The 18,229-nt window shown below is 39.1% G+C and carries 17 protein-coding genes and 1 other RNA gene; 13 read left to right on the forward strand and 5 right to left on the reverse strand.

Annotated elements, in window-relative coordinates; all coding sequences use genetic code 11:
• The first annotated feature begins 95 nt into the window (after positions 1-95).
• The 4 genes from J4G36_RS02045 (at position 96) to J4G36_RS02060 (ending at position 3,247) form a co-directional block, all read left to right on the forward strand.
• On the forward strand, positions 96-530 hold the full coding sequence (locus J4G36_RS02045) for a MarR family winged helix-turn-helix transcriptional regulator (protein ID WP_210468175.1): 435 nt from the start codon (positions 96-98) through the stop codon (positions 528-530).
• Positions 531-554: 24 nt separating this feature from the next.
• Positions 555-1,541: a ring-cleaving dioxygenase gene (locus J4G36_RS02050; RefSeq protein WP_210468192.1), complete on the forward strand. Its 987-nt coding sequence runs from the start codon at positions 555-557 to the stop codon at positions 1,539-1,541.
• 170 nt (positions 1,542-1,711) lie between these two features.
• Positions 1,712-2,299 carry a LemA family protein gene (locus J4G36_RS02055; RefSeq protein WP_210468195.1) on the forward strand — a complete coding sequence of 196 codons (588 nt, stop codon included), beginning with the start codon at positions 1,712-1,714 and terminating at the stop codon, positions 2,297-2,299.
• Positions 2,300-3,247, forward strand: coding sequence for a DUF3137 domain-containing protein (locus J4G36_RS02060; protein WP_210468204.1), 948 nt, complete (start codon positions 2,300-2,302; stop codon positions 3,245-3,247). It abuts the gene before it with no gap.
• Between the two features lie 61 nt (positions 3,248-3,308).
• Here the strand turns inward: J4G36_RS02060 and J4G36_RS02065 are convergent, their stop codons facing one another.
• A complete protein-coding gene (locus J4G36_RS02065) occupies positions 3,309-3,692 on the reverse strand; it encodes a VOC family protein (protein ID WP_210468206.1) in 384 nt (127 codons plus the stop codon).
• 284 nt (positions 3,693-3,976) lie between these two features.
• Between J4G36_RS02065 and J4G36_RS02070 the strand changes: the two genes are divergently transcribed.
• Positions 3,977-5,716, forward strand: a complete 1,740-nt coding sequence (locus J4G36_RS02070) for a sulfate adenylyltransferase (protein ID WP_210468209.1) — start codon at positions 3,977-3,979, stop codon at positions 5,714-5,716.
• Positions 5,717-5,833: 117 nt separating this feature from the next.
• Positions 5,834-6,046, forward strand: a complete 213-nt coding sequence (locus tag J4G36_RS02075; protein WP_210468211.1) for a hypothetical protein — start codon at positions 5,834-5,836, stop codon at positions 6,044-6,046.
• A gap of 45 nt (positions 6,047-6,091) precedes the next feature.
• Here J4G36_RS02075 and J4G36_RS02080 read toward each other — a convergent pair whose 3' ends face one another.
• Positions 6,092-7,000 carry an aldo/keto reductase gene (locus J4G36_RS02080; protein WP_483315886.1) on the reverse strand — a complete coding sequence of 303 codons (909 nt, stop codon included), beginning with the start codon at positions 6,998-7,000 and terminating at the stop codon, positions 6,092-6,094.
• A gap of 231 nt (positions 7,001-7,231) precedes the next feature.
• On the opposite strand from J4G36_RS02080, the gene J4G36_RS02085 reads away from it, so the two are divergent.
• Complete coding sequence (locus tag J4G36_RS02085; RefSeq protein ID WP_210468216.1) at positions 7,232-8,065, forward strand: alpha/beta fold hydrolase; 834 nt, start codon at positions 7,232-7,234, stop codon at positions 8,063-8,065.
• Positions 8,066-8,184: 119 nt separating this feature from the next.
• A complete protein-coding gene (locus J4G36_RS02090) occupies positions 8,185-9,858 on the forward strand; it encodes a ribonuclease J (RefSeq protein WP_210468218.1) in 1,674 nt (557 codons plus the stop codon).
• 68 nt (positions 9,859-9,926) lie between these two features.
• Here the strand turns inward: J4G36_RS02090 and J4G36_RS02095 are convergent, their stop codons facing one another.
• A complete protein-coding gene (locus J4G36_RS02095) occupies positions 9,927-10,850 on the reverse strand; it encodes a LysM peptidoglycan-binding domain-containing protein (protein ID WP_210468221.1) in 924 nt (307 codons plus the stop codon).
• A 300-nt stretch (positions 10,851-11,150) separates the two neighbouring features.
• Here J4G36_RS02095 and J4G36_RS02100 point away from each other — a divergent pair, with 300 nt between their 5' ends.
• Positions 11,151-13,220, forward strand: coding sequence for a catalase (locus J4G36_RS02100; RefSeq protein WP_210468224.1), 2,070 nt, complete (start codon positions 11,151-11,153; stop codon positions 13,218-13,220).
• Between the two features lie 42 nt (positions 13,221-13,262).
• Here J4G36_RS02100 and J4G36_RS02105 read toward each other — a convergent pair whose 3' ends face one another.
• Positions 13,263-13,817 carry an SLOG family protein gene (locus J4G36_RS02105; protein WP_210468226.1) on the reverse strand — a complete coding sequence of 185 codons (555 nt, stop codon included), beginning with the start codon at positions 13,815-13,817 and terminating at the stop codon, positions 13,263-13,265.
• A 72-nt stretch (positions 13,818-13,889) separates the two neighbouring features.
• A non-coding RNA gene (gene ssrS, locus J4G36_RS02110) (6S RNA) lies at positions 13,890-14,080 on the reverse strand.
• A 121-nt stretch (positions 14,081-14,201) separates the two neighbouring features.
• On the opposite strand from ssrS, the gene J4G36_RS02115 reads away from it, so the two are divergent.
• From J4G36_RS02115 to J4G36_RS02130, 4 genes are all read left to right on the forward strand, one after another.
• On the forward strand, positions 14,202-14,822 hold the full coding sequence (locus tag J4G36_RS02115; RefSeq protein ID WP_210468229.1) for a hypothetical protein: 621 nt from the start codon (positions 14,202-14,204) through the stop codon (positions 14,820-14,822).
• A 149-nt stretch (positions 14,823-14,971) separates the two neighbouring features.
• Positions 14,972-15,595: a TetR/AcrR family transcriptional regulator gene (locus J4G36_RS02120; RefSeq protein WP_210468231.1), complete on the forward strand. Its 624-nt coding sequence runs from the start codon at positions 14,972-14,974 to the stop codon at positions 15,593-15,595.
• Between the two features lie 18 nt (positions 15,596-15,613).
• The gene (locus J4G36_RS02125; RefSeq protein ID WP_210468234.1) at positions 15,614-16,519 is read left to right on the forward strand and encodes an ABC transporter ATP-binding protein; all 906 of its coding nucleotides are present in this window, start codon (positions 15,614-15,616) and stop codon (positions 16,517-16,519) included.
• Positions 16,519-18,123, forward strand: a complete 1,605-nt coding sequence (locus J4G36_RS02130; RefSeq protein WP_210468238.1) for an ABC transporter permease — start codon at positions 16,519-16,521, stop codon at positions 18,121-18,123. The genes J4G36_RS02125 and J4G36_RS02130 overlap by 1 nt, the downstream gene beginning before the upstream one ends.
• The last annotated feature ends 106 nt before the right edge of the window (positions 18,124-18,229 follow it).

Genomic DNA, 18,229 nt, shown 5'->3' on the forward strand with positions numbered 1-18,229 from the left:
TTGTAAACACGACGATTGACAAAGCAATTCATTTCATGTTATGTTTATCTCGAATTAAAGATACTTGAATTCAAATAAGTTTAGGGGTGATAAAAATGAAAGTAGACTCTGAAGAATTAAAAGCTGTTACTGTCATACTTCGTACCTCCCAAGCAATTCAAGAAGTCATTCGTAAAGATGTTGCTAAATATGGACTAAACCCAACAGAGTTTTCTGTTTTAGAGTTGTTGTACCACAAAGGTGACCAACCAACCCAAATGATTGGGAAGAAGGTTCTTCTGACTAGCGGTAGTATCACTTATGTCGTCGATAAGCTTGTGAATAAGAACTATGTAATTCGCAAAGCCTGTCCAAAAGATCGGCGCGTAACCCATGCAGGACTAACCGAAAGCGGAAAAGAGTTAATGGATGAAATTTTTCCGAAACATAAAATCATTATGGAAGAAGTTTTTGATCAGTTAGAAGCTGATGAACTTATCGAGACAGTTGAATTATTAAAACGTATTGGATATAGAGCAAAAAGTCTATAATATTTAAACAGGAGGACAATCATTATGAACGAATTAAAAGGAATTCACCATGTCACAGCTATTACGAGTAGCGCAGAGAAAAACTATGAATTTTTCACATATGCACTTGGTATGCGTTTGGTGAAAAAAACCGTCAACCAAGATGATATTCAAACCTATCACTTATTTTTTGCCGATGATAAAGGTAGTGCGGGGACAGATATGACGTTCTTTGATTTTCCAAACATCCCAAAAGGGACCCACGGAACAAATGAAATTTCAAAAACATCATTCAGAGTACCAACAGATGCTGCGCTTGATTATTGGGTAAAACGTTTTAATCGTTTGGAAGTAGAGCATACAGGCATTAAAGAACAATTTGGCAAAAAGACATTGTCATTTGTTGATTTTGATGATCAACAATATCAATTGATTTCAGATGAGTTTAATGAAGGCATAGAATCAGGAACCCCTTGGCAGAATGGTCCAATTCCACTTGAGTTTGCAATTACTGGTTTAGGCCCTGTTTTTGTCCGCATTGCTGAATTTGATTATTTCAAGGAAGTATTGGAAAAAGTGATGGTCTTTAATGAAAACGCACAAGAAGGTTCCTATCATTTATTCGAAGGCGGGCAGGGTGGAAACGGTGCTCAAATTATTGTTGAACATAATACCGTTTTACCCATCGCTCAACAAGGTTACGGAACAGTTCACCATGCTGCATTCCGTGTCGAAGACCGTGCTGTATTAGATGAATGGACAAACAGACTTGAAAGCTTCGGATTCCAAACTTCAGGCTTTGTCGATCGATTCTTTTTTGGATCGCTCTATGCGCGTGTTGCGCCGCAAATCTTATTTGAATTTGCGACAGATGGCCCTGGATTTATGGGGGATGAGCCGTACGAAACGCTTGGTGAACTCCTTTCCTTACCTCCATTTTTGGAGCCGAAACGCGAGCAAATTGAGAAGTTGGTTAGACCTATTGATACAGTTAGAAGCACAATTGATTTTGAAAAAGAATACGAGAAATAATTACAGTTGGATTTGGTAATATTTCTGAAAAACAAAACAGCCTTCACTCCCCATAATGGAGTGAAGGCTGTTTTGTTATAACTTAACCTTGTCTTAACATTGAAAACATACACTTGAAATATAGATGATTTAATAAAGTTAATAAAATGTATTAAAAAAGGGGAGAAATTTTGGAAATCATTCTAGGTTTATTTCTATTGATGTTGATAATGTTATTTTGCCTCGCGGGCATCATTATTATTTATTTGGTTTTGCAGTACAACACATTTATTTCTTTGCGCAACCGAATAGAAGAGGCGCATCATGCGATTGACACATATTTATTGCAACGGTTTGATCAATTATCGAAACTTGCGGACACCGTTGTGTCTTATACAGATTATGAACAAGAAACACAACTAAAGCTGGCTAAAATTCGTACAAATTACATCCAGATGTCAGCCAATGAAAAACTAGCTGCATCGAGCGAGATTGAAAATCTTCAAAAAAGCCTAAGATTACAAGTTGAAAATTATCCCGAATTGAAGGCGGACACAGTCTATCGTAGTTTAACATCAGCGATTACCGATGTAGAAGAAAAGTTATCAGCCAGTCGTAGATCCTATAACGCAAACGTTTACCAATTAAACACAAAGCTAAAGCAGTTTCCAACCCGTATGATTGGCTCATTTATGAAAATTCATGAAGTCGATATGTTAGAAGTTGCAGAAGAGCATAAAGTAGATATCAATCTAAGTGAAAGATTAGGGGGAATATAAATGTTTCCATCATTTGAATCGATATTACCAATTTTACAACCTTCATTCTCTGCGGCTGATAAACAAAGGAAAAACACGAAAAAAAAGCAATTAATCACTAATATAGTTTTCGGTTTAATCATTATAGGGTTTTATTTATTAACGAAAAATATATTTATCGTCGCTTTTTCATTGTTTTTCTGCATGTTTCTGAGGTCAATAGTTTTTAATCGTATGAATTATAAATTTAAAAAAACATATGCTGATTTGTTTATTACAAAACTAGTAGATGCGCTATTTCAAAATTATAAATCGCCGGAAGATGACGGTGAATTTACCTACCATGCTACTTATAACCCAAATGAGCATATTAAAAAGAATGAACTATATCAAAGCAATTATTTTGGACAGAATTATATGGTAAGTGGTGAAGATTATATTGAAGGACAATTGGGATTAACGACTTTTAAACTATCAGAAATCCATGTGATGGATTCGGGTGATAGTTCAGATGATAAGATAACAACTGTGTTTGAAGGGGTTGTATTTATTGCTGATTTTAATAATTTTTTTGAGGGAAGCACGTATATTTATAGACGAAAGTTTTTGGCTAACACACATGCACATGTTAAAAGCATAGGTGCATATAAGATTGAACTCACTGATCATGACTTTAATAAAGAATTTGTAGTCATGACAACTGATGACGTAGAAGCCCGCTATATTCTTTCTACAAACTTTGTACGTAAGCTCATGGAATACAGTCATACTACTGATGGAAAAGCAGAATTTACTTTTGTGGATAATAAAATGTTCATTTTTAGAAGAACAACAAAAGATCAATTCAGTGGTCAGCTTCACAATAGTAATGACGAAGCAAGATTAAGAGAAATATATGATGACTTTTTGGAGTATTTTTCAATAGTCGATGAGTTAACACTTAATCGGCGAATATGGAGTAAGGCATAATATCATTAATGGGAAAACAAGAGCCCCTTCCAACTTTTTGTTGAGAAAGGGACTTTTTCAATTACTTGCCTTTTTCCATAATCGCAAAATAATTTTCTTCATAATCCGCAAAATTAAATACTCGAACTGAAGGTAAACTCATAATTTCACCAACTGTAATGTTTTGATTTGTTAAGTGGGTATGGAATTCATCAAGATTTTCAGTGAAAAAAATTAATGATGGTGTTCCGAGATATAATTCGGGTTGCATCTGCGCAATTAAGGCCTTATTGTGGAGAATTAACGCAGTTTCAGCCTCATTTGACGGGGCGATTTCAATCCATTTCATACCCTGTCCGTTATCCTCTTCGGATTTCACGCTAAAACCTATGATTTCTGTCCAAAATTTTATAGCTTTATCTTGATTATTTACATACAACATAATTTGACCGACTTTACTGATCAATACACTCACTCTTTTTTAATCCAGAACTAATCATAATATAGCATAATTAATCTAATACTTTCGCTTATTAATATACGGATACTAAAATTAACATAAGATTTCGCTTTTTTTATAAACAAACATGTGATAAGATTCAGAATAAGCTTACAAGTTTTATGCATCCACTAAATTTAAGGGGTATTGATAAGATTCTGTGGGACAAAGGAAATTTAGTAAGCAATATACGATTTGCCGTCCTTTAGTAAATCTAGGGCATGTGGCATGAATGGAGAGGAATTGGGAGAATGAGTGAAAACATGACAACGACAACAACAACAAAAAATAGGTTTGCGGACTATCCTCAGCAACCGCATGGTGGGGAATTAATCGATAAGGTTCTTACAGGTATTGAGTTGGAAGAGGCGGTAGTGCGCGCAAAAAGTTTACCCGCGATTATGGTGGACCTAGAAGCGGTCATTACGCTTGAAATGATTGCGACAGGTGTATTATCACCCAATGAAGGCTTTATGAATGAAGTTGACTATAAATCTGTTCTTACTGTTGGCCGCTTGGCAAATGGATTGGTGTGGCCTGTCCCTTTAAGTTTTGCTCCAATCGGTAAACGAAACAGCGAAGTAGTGAAAACACTTTCAATTGGAGATGAAGTAGCGCTTTCTGATGAAAACAACGAACCAGTAGCAATTATGACAATAGAAGATATTTTTGAATATGATAAAGAATATCGTGCCTCTCATCTATTTGGCACAACAGATCGAAATCATCCAGGAGTTGACTCTATTTATAGAAGAATGGGCGATACGTCACTGGGCGGGCCGATTAAGTTATTACGGAGAGTGGACTGGGGACCATTCGAAAAACTGCGTTTGGAACCAAAAGACACTTGGCATGAGTTTTATGAAGAGAAGAAGTTTCGTTCAGCTGCCGGTTTTATTACGGGCGCTAATCCATTACACAGGGGCCATGAGTATATTCACAAAAACGCACTTGAAGAAATCGATGGCTTATTGTTGCAACCATTGGTTGAGATGGCAAAACGAGAATATACACGGCACGAGTTCCGGATGTTATCGTATCGTAGTGTGTTAGATACGTATTATCCAAAAGGACGTTCAATCCTTGCACCTCTTCGCGTGACTTATATTTTCGCAGGTCCGCGTGAAACTGTATTACACGCATTGATCATGAAAAATTATGGTTGTACGCATGCCTTAATTGGGAGAGACCACGCTGGGATTGGCGAATACTATGACAAGTATGCGAGTCATACTATTTTCAACGAGTTTGATCCTGCAGAGTTGGGTATCGATGTTCGACTATTCCACGAGGTTTTTTATTGCACGCGATGCGATAGTCCTGGAACCGTTCAATCTTGTCCGCATGATGAGCAATATCGTATTAATATTTCTGGCACAGGGATCCGCGAGATGCTTCGACACGGAATTATGCCACCGAAAGAAATTGTGCGTCCCGAGTCGGCACGTATCGCAATTCAAGGGGTACAGCCGAAAGGACTTGACGAGAACGAAGTCGCCATTTCTCCTGTCGGAAAAACGATTAAAAGCATGTTCCCATTCTATTTAGATAGAGTAAGACTAGGAGGACGAAAGCGTGTGACTCCGTTAACTGTGGAAGAGCTTACGAATCTTGATTTAGAAGAAGCGAACTTAGACGTGCGTTCCAATGCGGAACGCATTTACCGAGAAGTTTTCGAAGAGTTTAGTAGTGTAGGAGATACAAACCGGAATCTTCAGCCGGAATGGGTGGCAGATGCTCGGGATGCGGTGCGGTCTCAACAACAAATGGTTATCCAAGACTTGGAAGAGAAAATAGCACAAGCACCAGCAGCAGCTTCCGATGAATTCATGTATCAAGATAAAGCCGAAGCGGAACGGGAACTAGAAGTTGCGAAAAAGATTCTTGCAGATATGCCGAAAGTTCTTCGTAAGGAAGATGTCGAATACCGAAGTTGGAACCTCTTGCCTTATAAACGCTACAGAGGCAGTGACGAACCGAACGATAAATAAATTATTTCGCCTACACATCCACCAATCTGATTTTCCGGTTGGTGGATGTTTGCGTTGAGTTCTAACTTTTCCGGAATGAGGGCTATACTACAAGTAACATGAAGGAGAGTGAATGTAATGAAGGAATTCAAAGTGACTTACTTTTTTGATGAGGAGCACTACATAAGAAGATTTATTCATACGGAATCACAAGAAGAAGCTGAAAAACGTATTCAAAGTGAACGTGATCAATACATTTCATTCACCGATAGTCGTGGGATTTATCATGAGTTGAATACAAAGGATGTCAGGGTGATTCAGGTCGCTGAATACCACAGAGTAGATAAATAATAAAGGACCTCAACCAGTTTTGAATCTGGAAGAGGTCTTTTAATCTTATGGCAGTTCATTTCCAGCAGCTAGATAAATTTCATACCATTCTTCGCGGGTTAAAATGATGTCTGTTGCTTTCGCAATACTTGCTAGCCTTTCAGGGTTCATCGTCCCCACAACCGGTTGAATTTTGGCTGGATGACGTAAAATCCATGCAATGGCGATTGCCGACTTGGTGACTTCATATTTATCGCTAATTTCTTGAAGTTTTGCATTTAACGCTGGGAATTGTTCATGATCAATGAATACTCCTTTAAAGAAACCGTGTTGAAAAGGGGACCATGCTTGAATAGTCATATTGTTCAAGCGGCTATAGTCTAGAATACTGCCGTCACGATCCATCGAATTTTCAAATTTTGTGTTCATCTGAATGCCAGCGTCAATCATACTTGTGTGCATGATACTGAACTGCAGTTGATTAACGATTAAGTCCTGTTGAACGTATTTTTTCAATAGTTCGATTTGCATCGGGTTATGATTGCTTACTCCAAAATGGCGTACTTTTCCACTTTTCTCTAATTCTGAAAAGGCTTCTGCGACTTCTTCTGGTTCGACAAGGGCATCAGGACGGTGAAGGAGAAAAACATCGATATAATCCGTTTTTAGTCGTTTAAGGCTCTCGTCAACAGACGACAAAATATGTTCCTTTGAAAAATCGAAATAACCTTTTCGGATACCCGCTTTTGTTTGTATGAACATTTTTTCACGAATTGTCGGATTCATGTCAATGGCATCTGCAAAAATCTTTTCCGATTCTCCGCCAGCGTAAATATCGGCATGATCAAAGAAGTCTACGCCGACATCTAATGCATTATGTATCACGTTTGCAGCTTCACTCTTCGATAGTTTTCCCATGCGCATACAGCCAAGTGAGATAGCCGAGACAGTCAACTCGGAAGTGCCTAATTTCATATTCTTCAATAAAATCCCTTCTTTCTATATAGATACTATCAATAGTATACCATTATTAGTATGGAATTTAGCGCAGTTCATGCTATAATGTTTTTGTGTGAATAATAATTAATGTGTTTGTAAGCGTATAAGTGATTTTCATAGGCAAACGGATAGCTAGATCCCGTTCTCGAATAACAGCATCTTAGAAGATTACTACAAACGTATTTAATAGAACGGAGAAGTGCTTATTTGTTACATTATAAAACGCATATTTTAAGCCCGTCACATGAGTGGGTCGTATTTCTCCACGGACTCGGTGGCAATTCAAATATTTGGTACAAACAAGTGAAGGATTTTAAAAAAGAATTTAATTTACTGTTCATTGATTTAAAAGGTCACGGTGGTTCGGTTGATTATAAACCTGAGTTGCTTAAGTATACATCTGAGGGAATTGCGCAAGATGTTGTTAATGTTTTGGATTTCTTGTCGATTAAAAAAGCTCATTTTGCAGGAATTAGTTTAGGTTCGGTCGTGTTGCATAGTTTGCATATTCACGCGCCACATCGTATAAAGAGTATGGTTTTGGGCGGCGCGATTATTCGATTTACGAAGATGGCGAAAATGCTGTTGAAAACAGGCGATATGATTAAAGGATTTGTGCCATATATGTGGCTCTATAAACTATTTGCATGGATTCTTATGCCGAAAGAACATCACAAACTATCGAGGAATTTATTTATCCGTGAGGCGAAAAAGCTTAGACGGAAAGAATTCATCCGCTGGTACAAGTTTGCCTCCACAGTACCTGAGATATATCCGCTAGTTGATACTGAGAAGAATGTCATTCCCAAGATTTATATTATGGGAAGTCAAGACTATATGTTTATCGGTCCTGTTAAAGAAGATACGGTGAAAGACAAAGCCGCAACTGTCCATGTCATTGATAAATGCGGTCATGTTTGCAACATCGAAAAACATAATGAATTCAATCAGGTAGCGCTCAACTTCTTTAATGGAAGAGTGCAAGTAGAAGAAGAGAAAGCGACCGTTTCAAAACCAGTTAGGCGTTATGTGACAATTTAATAGTGGGAAATCTAAGCTTGCCATTTTGAATGGCAGGCTTTTTTCATTCAATAACCATATTATAATAAAATTCTTCATGGGCATACTTTAAGTATTCATTTAGCGTGGGAGGATTTTACTTGATGACAATTGAAAACGCGATATCCATTTTTGCATTAGGTGGCATTAATGAAATCGGGAAAAATATGTATGTATTGCAATGCGAAGACGACATTATTGTAATTGACTGCGGTTCCAAATTTCCAGACGAAACATTAATGGGCATTGATTTGATTATCCAGGATATTTCATACTTGAAGGAAAATCAGGATAAGATACGGGCTTTGATTGTCACGCATGGTCATGAAGATCATATCGGTGGAATCCCGTATTTATTAAAACAAATCAATATGCCGATTTATGCATCCCGCTTAACATTAGGATTAATCGAACTGAGGATAAAGGAACATGGGCTTTTACGTCAAACTGAGTTGCAAATGATTAATGGCGATTCAAAGTTGGATTTTGGAACAGTACAGGTTGAGTTTTTCAAAACCAACCATAGTATTCCAGATTGTCTGGGAATTGTGTTCCATACACCGCAGGGAACAGTGGTCCATACGGGTGATTTCAAATTTGACTTAACGCCTGTTAATGATGAGTATGCGGATATTCATAAAATGGCCGAAATCGGGCGTAAAGGCGTTCTGCTTCTATTATCTGAAAGTACCAATGCGGAGCGTCCAGGTTTTAACCCTTCGGAACGATTAATAGGCGAACATATTGAAGCGGCATTTAGTACAGCGCGCAGGAAAGTTTTTATCTCGACGTTCGCATCTAATGTGCACCGAGTCCAGCAAGTCGTCGACGCGGCGGTAAAGACAAACCGTAAACTTGCGCTTCTCGGTCGAAGCATGGTGAATGTGGTATCGGTTGCTTCGGAACTTGGTTACTTAACAATTCCTGAAGGCATGCTCATAGAGAAATATGAAATAAGTAGAATGGATCCCGAGCGTGTCGTCATTCTTTGCACGGGAAGCCAAGGCGAACCGATGGCAGCTTTGTCGCGGCTATCTAGTTCGAATTTCCGTCAAGTAGAGGTGTTGCCCGAAGATACAGTTATTTTTGCATCCTCGCCGATTCCGGGAAATGAAAAAAGTGTGTCACGTGTGATTGATAACCTTTATCTGCTAGGAGCAAATGTGATTTACGGTTCCGGAAGCGCGACAGGTATGCATGTTTCAGGACACGCTTGTCAAGAAGAGTTAAAACTGATGTTGACATTAATGAAACCGAAATATTTTATCCCGATTCACGGAGAACATAGAATGCTCCACCATCACAAACGATTAGCTGAAGCCGTTGGTGTGGATGGCGAGAACATATTCGTGATCAATAACGGCGATGTGGTTGATTTGGCCGATAAGACAGCTCGCCAAACGCGAAGTATTCAAGCGGGACATGTTTTCGTTGATGGTCTTGGTATCGGGGATGTGGGGAATATTGTGTTACGTGATCGCAAACTTCTATCTGAAGAAGGCATGCTTGTAATTGTCGTTAAGATAAATAAATCGGATGGCCAACTCATTGCCGATCCAGATACGATCTCTCGCGGTTTCGTCTATAGCCGAGATGCGGAAGAGTTGATGAGTGAAGTAAATGAATTAGTTGTTGAAACGGTTTCTTTGCTAAAAAATGCCAATGGAAACCGTCAGCACATTATGAGGCAAAGTATTAGAAAAGACGTGGATACCTTTTTATATGCTCGCACAAAGAGGAGACCGATGATTCTACCGATTATTATTGAAACGTAAGGTTGCGAGGCTAAAAGGCTACTCGCATAAAAAAAGCAACTACCCCAATTGGAGATAGTTGCTTTTGTTTAATCTAAGATTTTTATCTTCACTGTTCGCCGTCCCCAGTTAAGGGCATCCGCTTTGTGCTGTATGAATACGTCGATAATGTTGCCTTTTATGGCGCCGCCGATATCGCCTGCGATGGCTTCGCCGTAGCCTTCAACCCAGACACGTGAACCGAGTGGAATAATGTTCGGATCTACTGCAATCACTTTTTGGTTCGGGTTGGATCGTAAATCGATTCCTGTATAGGTTACGCCCGAACAACCTTCGCAATATGCAGTATATGCGGTTGCAGTCATTGTCATCTCTCGTCCACCCGTACTCACTGGTGCGGATTTTGCTGCTGCTGGTTTAGCCTTCACTACTGCTGGTGCAGCTTTCGCAACGACTGGTGCAGATGCAGTTGTAGTTGACGTTGCCAGTGGTACTTTTATCTTTGTCGGATGTAATTCAATATTCGTCGCTATTATTGAACTCTTTTCTCCGCTGACTATTAATTGATCATTTGGAAAGATTAAGTAACTCGTAATCTGATTCCATACAATTAAATCATTCAATGAAATATCTTGATCTTTAGCAATCTTCGAGAGTGTATCGCCTTTTTTAACCGTATACTTTTTGACTTCCTCTTTTGCCTTAACCTTAACCGCTTTCATCTTAACCTCTATCGACTTAATCTTAATCTCCTGACCTGGGTGAATCAGATTGTTATTAAGCTTATTCCAAGATATTAAATCTTCAACGCTCACATCTTTCTTCTTGGCTATCGCCCATAATGTATCACCAGGTTGCACTTGATAAATGGTTGTTGAAGATTCCGGCTCCGATTGAAACACTAGATCAGCATCAAATTCGGCTATGGGTAGCGGTAGTGCGGATACTTGTTCACTGACAAAGCTTATTGCCAGGGTTGAAATAATCGCAAACACAATAATGTATTTTTTCATACTAATAAACTTCCTCCTCGTTTTTAAAAATAGTGACATATCAACTAATCGATAGTTCACATGTGCCCATTTTCATTTCCCAAAAGCACCTCTTGGCGATGGAGAGATGTTATTTCTCTACGAATAGTTGTAGCCATGGCTACTAGAATATATACATTTAAGTGTTTGTCGCTAGCAAATGTAATAATTGTAATAGTTGTAACAATTCTTTTCTACTGATATTAAACATTGGTTTGTGTTTAAAAGGTCGGTAATGAGAATTTTTTTAGGGGATTGCATATAGTAGAAGAGATTGTGCATATGAAAGGGGATTTTGTGACAGAACATAAGCAAACGGGTAATGAGAATCGCAAAGACAGGCAACTGGATCAGTTTCGGGTAGTGGATAAAGGGAAGCGAATGACAACCAATCAGGGGTTGAAAGTTTCAGAAGATGAAAACTCATTAAAGGCGGGCGTTCGTGGTCCGACACTAATAGAAGATTTTCATTTCCGCGAAAAGATGACCCACTTCGATCATGAAAGAATACCGGAAAGGGTTGTACATGCGAGAGGATTTGCGGTGCACGGGGAATTTGAACTGTATGAATCAATGAAAGAATATACGAAAGCAAAATTTCTTCAAGTACCTGGAACCAAAACGCCAACCTTCACAAGATTTTCGACCGTTGTCGGAAGTCGGGGATCTGCTGATACGGTTAGAGATGTACGCGGATTTGCTACAAAGTTTTATACAGAAGAAGGGAACTATGACCTGGTTGGAAATAACATACCGATATTTTTCATACAAGATGCCATAAAGTTTCCAGATTTGGTCCACGCAATAAAACCCGAACCTAATAATGAAATTCCACAGGCTTCATCAGCGCATGATACTTTTTGGGATTTCGTTGCCAATAACCAAGAAACCGCTGCCATGATTATGTGGTTAATGTCTGACCGAGCAATTCCAAGAAGTTTGCGGATGATGGAAGGATTTGGTGTACACACATTCCGCTTTGTTAATGATATGGGAAAAGCACATTTTGTGAAGTTTCATTGGAAACCGATACTTGGCATCCATTCTCTTGTATGGGATGAAGCGCAGAAAATAGCGGGAAAGAACCCGGATTTTCACCGGGTTGATTTATATGAATCCATCGAGAATGGGAATTTTCCGGAGTTTGAGTTAGGTGTTCAAATCATTAAAGAATCTGACGAGTTCATGTTCGATTTCGACATTCTTGACGCTACAAAAATTTGGCCGGAAGAGATTGTGCCGGTTAAGATTATCGGCAAGTTACAATTGAATAAAAACGTCGATAACTATTTTGCGGAAACAGAGCAAGCCGCCTTTCATCTCGGAAATATAGTTCCAGGAATCGATTTTACGAATGACCCGTTACTTCAAGGGAGATTATTTTCCTATATTGATACTCAATTAATTCGTCTTGGCGGACCGAATTTTGCGGAAATCCCTATTAACCGTCCCATTGCGCCCGTCCATAATAATCAGCGCGATGGTTATCATCGAACGCAGATTAATGTAGGAAAAGTAGCATACCATAAAAACTCGCTTGCCGATAATACACCCTCGACATCTACCGCAAAAGAAGGCGGATTTGTTCATTACCAAGAGAAAGTTGAAGGAAGAGTCATTCAAGCCCGAAGCGATTCGTTTAAGGATCACTTTTCTCAAGCGCGATTATTTTGGAACAGTATGACACCTCCAGAAAAAAAGCATATTAAAGATGCGTTTATCTTTGAAGTCGGGAAAGTGAAAAGTAAAAGCGTCCGGCAACAAATTGTCGATATGTTTGTTCATGTCGATAAGGAACTAGCCACCATAATTGCAGACAACGTTGGTGTGAATCGTCCGACGGGGGAGCAATCTAAAGTTAGTGAATCATCACCCGCGCTAAGTCAGGCAAACACGAAATATTATCCGTATACTCTGAGGGTCGGTGTGTTAATAGGAAATGGTTTTGATGCATCGGAAGTTAGGTCGGTAGTTACAGCTTTATTGAACTCAGGCGTGAATGTAGATTTAATCGGCGAAAAATTAGGGATTGTCCGGAGCAAGGATAATGTTAGGGGGAATATCACCGCAACATTCCTAACAACAGATCCGGTTTTATATGATGCGCTTTATGTTGTTGGGGGAAAAGCTGCTAATCAGGCGAAGTTCCAAAGCGATATTGAGTACTTTATCAATGAAGCGTTTAAGCATTATAAGCCTATAGGAATCGCCACGAGCGGGAATACGTTTTTTAAAGCGTCCAATGCAAAGAAAGGACCGGGAATTGTTTTTGCTTCAGAAGACGATAAGTTTGATAAGAACTTTATAGAAGCAGTTGCAAAACAACGGTTTTGGAATCGCGATATTTATTAATAATAAAAGCTGCTATCCCAAGATTTTTGGATAGCAGCTTTTTCAATACCAATTTTTCATTTGTTCTTCTTCGGCAATCGCATTTAAGTCATCCGGTGTAATCGTGAGCACTTGATAGTCGGTCGATTCCGCGAAGCGATCAGCGGCTTCTTTGATAAACTTCGGGGACCCTTCATTTTCAGAATCATACAGAATAAGCATGCCGTCGGAATTGCGAAGGAAAAACTTGTTTTTCTCTACAAACTGCCAAGGTGCTTCATATGGCGTCGACGTTAGACTTACATGGTAATCGGCATTGGCGATTATTTCATTGTATTTCATTTTATTTGTATCGTTCCAATTTTTATCTTGTTCGAGGAAAGGTGTAATGACCGCATATTTTAACTCCGGATATAGTTCTTTTAATTCAATAACAACTTCGACCGCCCAAGATTCAACACCTAGTTGACCACTGACAATAACCCATTCTAGTCCTGTGTCTAAAAAATCAATCAAACGACTTCTAATCGCTCTCTTTATGTAATCAATCCCAGGGTGCTTGTCATCAAATATCCCCAGTTCATGTTGTTTATAGCCCGTGATGACTAATCGTTTCAAAGTAGTTCCACTCCAATCCGAATCAATAAAAAAGTCAGCTTCCACAGGAAACTGACTGAATGTAACTTATGTAGGTAAGCCGCCTCTGCCGTATTTATATAGAAAGTTTTAAACCACCACTTCTAAAAGTGGGTGTTCGCAGAAATTTTCCTGTATGTCCTCATTAATAATGAACGAGGCACGCCATTCCAATTTCGATGTAAAACTCCCTGTTACAGTATAAAGGTTAAAACTTAATAGTCATACGAACAATGCAGCTTGTTACGTTAGTATACACGACTTTTCAATATGAATCAATGCTTAATGATTTATGACAGATTTTTGTTTATCCTTTTTTCATAAGCGCGCATAAGATAGATTACACGCGATTGGAGGTTTTGAGTCATGGGGTTATTTATCAATCATAAAAAGCACCCAGCCATTTATAAAAATAAAACTAAACTCACAGAACCGAATCAGGCTGTTTATAAACAAGATTATTTATCCGAATTAATCGAAAAACAAAACCAGGCAAATGCTGAATTGCAGAATTCCCTGCAGTCATTGGAAAAGTCATTAAAAAAACAAAATCGACTACAAGCTACTCGGGTGAAAAGAATTGGTTATGATGTTCAGGAATTAGCCGATAGACAAATTGAGCAAATGGATTTAGGAAACGACGTCACGACATTGCTGGAGACGCAAAGTAAACGAAATGCGGAATTAGCCACTAAGATGGAACAACAAATGGAGTTACAACGGGATATGGTCAAGCAAATCGAGAATCAAGAAAGTTTTCAAGAAGAAGTGATTAGTCGGTTGGAAAATCAGGAAGCATTGACGGAGAAGTTGATGAGGAAAGTAGATAATTTTCGTTCCATTCTCTATGAACGCACACATTTTCTGGCAGATAAAATTGAAGAAGGTTATAACGCTACATCTTTTTACATTCATGAATTAGTTTCGAGTACGGCATTGCCGCCACTTCGGTATAAATTGAAAGAAAGTGAGAAAAAGGTCGATTAAAAAGGGTGTCAGTCACAAATAAACTTTGTGGCACTGGCATTCTTTTTTTTATTCATAACTATCAAATAGTTATTGACCAAGTTGGTCGGTACATGTTATTCTGGAGTCGACCATTCTGGTCTACTAGAGTTGTAGCGGAGGAATTTAATGTGACATCAAAATTTGAAAATGTAGAAGTGGATAAGCAAGCAGTCATTCTAAATACTGCCCTTAAAGAGTTTGCGGACAAAGGATATGAACAAGCTTCGACCAACCAAATCGTTAAAGAGGCGGGAATTGGGAAAGGGATGCTGTTCTATTATTTTACATCAAAGAAAAAACTTTACGCCTATCTGATTGATTATTGCCTCGAAATATTGGAAAAAGAATATCTTGAGCAAGTCGATTACTCTCATACAGATCTGTTTGAAAGATTGAAAGTCATATCTAAAGTTAAATGGGCATTTCTTCTAAAACACCCAGAAGTGATTAATTTCATTTCCGCACTATTTGTTACCAATCCAGACCAACTTGAGACCGGATTGAATAATAGGTTTCTAGCTATGCAAGAAAAATGGGCTTCTGTGCTTTATGAAAATATAGACTTTACGCTATTTAGGGATGATATTGATTCGAAGAAGGCGTTTGAATTGGTGCAGTGGTCACTTCGTGGATATGAAGAAAATTTGAAATGCCGGTTACAAGATCAAGTGATTTCTGAAATTGATTATGAACGTTATTTTGAGGAGTTTTTTGAATATGTGGATGTGTTGAAAACCGCTTTTTATCAATGAATAACAGGAGGATGGGACATGACCATTTTGGAAATTGACAATTTGACTAAGAAGTTTGGCAGTTTTACTGCATTGGATGACGTTAATCTAACTGTTAAAAAAGGAGAGATTTATGGCTTCATCGGTCCGAATGGTGCTGGCAAATCAACAACAATTCGTATATTGCTAGGGATATTGAAGGCCACTGAGGGGAGTGCAACAATTTTCGGGAAAGATGTGTGGGCAAATGCCGTTGAAATTCATAAACGAATTGCTTATGTGCCTGGAGATGTAAATCTTTGGCCGAACTTGACCGGTGGGGAAGTTATTGATCTATTTATAAAGTTGCGTGGGACTAATAATAAAGGCAGAAGAGAAGAGTTGATCAAGCGATTTGATCTGGATCCTACTAAAAAATGCAGAACCTATTCAAAAGGGAACCGGCAAAAGGTTGCATTGATAGCTGCTTTATCGTCGGATGCGGATTTATATATTTTAGATGAACCGACATCGGGGCTTGATCCGTTAATGGAACGTGTATTTCAGGAATGTATACTAGAGGCAAAAAACGCTGGGAAAAGCGTGTTGTTATCAAGTCATATTCTGTCTGAAGTTGAAAAGTTATGCGATAAAGTTGCGATTATTCGTGAAGGAAAAATTATTGAAACGGGTTCTTTACATGAGTTGCGACACTTAACGAGAGCACATCTACAAGTTGAAACGAAATTGCCAATGACCGCTTTGCAAGAAGTGAAAGGCGTTCATGATGTAGAAGTAGAAGGCCAGTCGTATTCCATCCATATTGATGGTGAAGCGTTGGATGATGTGATGAAGTTTGTAAGTCAATATGGAATTATTAGATTGGAAAGTGCGCCGCCGACATTGGAGGATTTATTCATGCGTCATTATGAAGGGGTTTCGGTAGGAGTCGGAGGTGCAGTCTGATGAATAATCATCTGTTTACGAAAACAGGGACCCTTTCTCGTTTCATATTAAGAAGAGATCGATTGCGTATTTCGATTTGGTTAGTAGGGTTAGCTACCTTTACCTTTTTAGTGGCACAGACATTTACAGATTTGTACGGGACAGAAGCGCAAAGACAGTCGATTGTTGAAACAATGTTAAATCCAGCTATGACAGCAATGGTAGGTCCGGCCTATGGGATTGATAACTATACAATTGGCGCAATGTTCGCTCATGAAATGTTGCTCTTTACCGCGATTGCTTTTGGGCTTATGAGTATATTATTGGTTGCGCGTCATACGCGTTCGGATGAAGAGGATGGTCGGATTGAATTGATCCGTTCTCTGCCTACGGGGCGTTTGTCTAATTTGGCGTCAACGGTTGTTGTTGTAAGCGGTGTAAATATTCTATTTGCTATCCTAATTGGCTTTGGATTGTATTCAATGGACATTGAAAGTATGAATTTGGAAGGCTCGTTATTATACGGAGCAACTTTAGGTGCAACGGGAATATTTTTCACGGCAGTTACGGCTATTTTTGCACAGCTTTCGGAAAACGCACGGGGTACAATTGGATTCGCTTTTACGGTGCTCGGCGTTTCTTACCTTGTCCGTGCTGTTGGAGATGTTGGAAATGAGACGCTCTCTTGGTTTTCACCCTTAGGTTGGGTGTTAAGCTCTGAAGTTTATGTGAATAATTATTGGTGGCCAGTTGTATTAACGATAGGTGTCGCATTGCTTTTAGTTGTGGTTGCATTCTACTTAAATGCGATTCGAGATTTAGGTTCGGGATTTTTACCGGCTAAGCCCGGCAGAAGACATGCATCAACATTTTTGCAGGGTCCATTAGGTCTCATGGTTAGGTTACAGCGAACAAGTTTAATCGCTTGGGGAATTGGCATGTTCATCCTCGGTGCATCTTATGGTTCTGTATTTGGCGAACTGGAGTCTTTTTTCTTGGATAATGAGATGTTAGTAGAGCTTTTGACGCCTGTCGAAGGTTTTTCGTTAACAGATCAATTCATAACGATGCTGATGTCGATTATGGCGATGTTAAGTACTGTTCCAGCTTTGATGGCTATGTATAAACTTATCGGAGAAGAAAAAAAGAATCGAACAGAGCATTTTCTTGGACGCGCGATTTCTCGGACACGTTTGATGGGCAGTTCATTTGTCGTGTCGATTGTGACAAGCTTTATAATGCTATCATCTGCTGCAATTGGGTTGTGGTCTGCGGGAAATGCCGTGATGGCTGAAGGGTTGGCGTTCGGAACGCTTTATGGTGCGGCGATGATTTATCTGCCGGCTATGTGGGTCATGATAGGTCTGGCGGCGTTATTAATTGGCGCAGCTCCAAGATTGACCGGCTTGGCTTGGTTATACTTAATCTATTCGTTTATTGTTGTGTATTTGGGTGGGTTACTTCAGTTTCCGGAGTGGCTAGGTAATTTATCGCCATTCGGTCAAGTTCCGAATATTCCAGTTGAAGATATGGATTATATGAAAGTATCGATTTTAGTCGTTATTGCGATTATTGCGGCTGTGATTGGTTTTGTTGGATATGATAGACGAGATATTGAGGGATGACTAGGAGGTTTATAACTTTTGTGAGTACTTATTCAAGTACTCTTTTATATTTGGACCGTTGATTTCCGTTCCGGGCGGCGCTTTCCTGCGGGCGGCCGGTGAGCCT

Source organism: Sporosarcina sp. 6E9 (assembly GCF_017921835.1).
In the GTDB taxonomy this organism is placed as follows: Bacteria; Bacillota; Bacilli; order Bacillales_A; family Planococcaceae; genus Sporosarcina.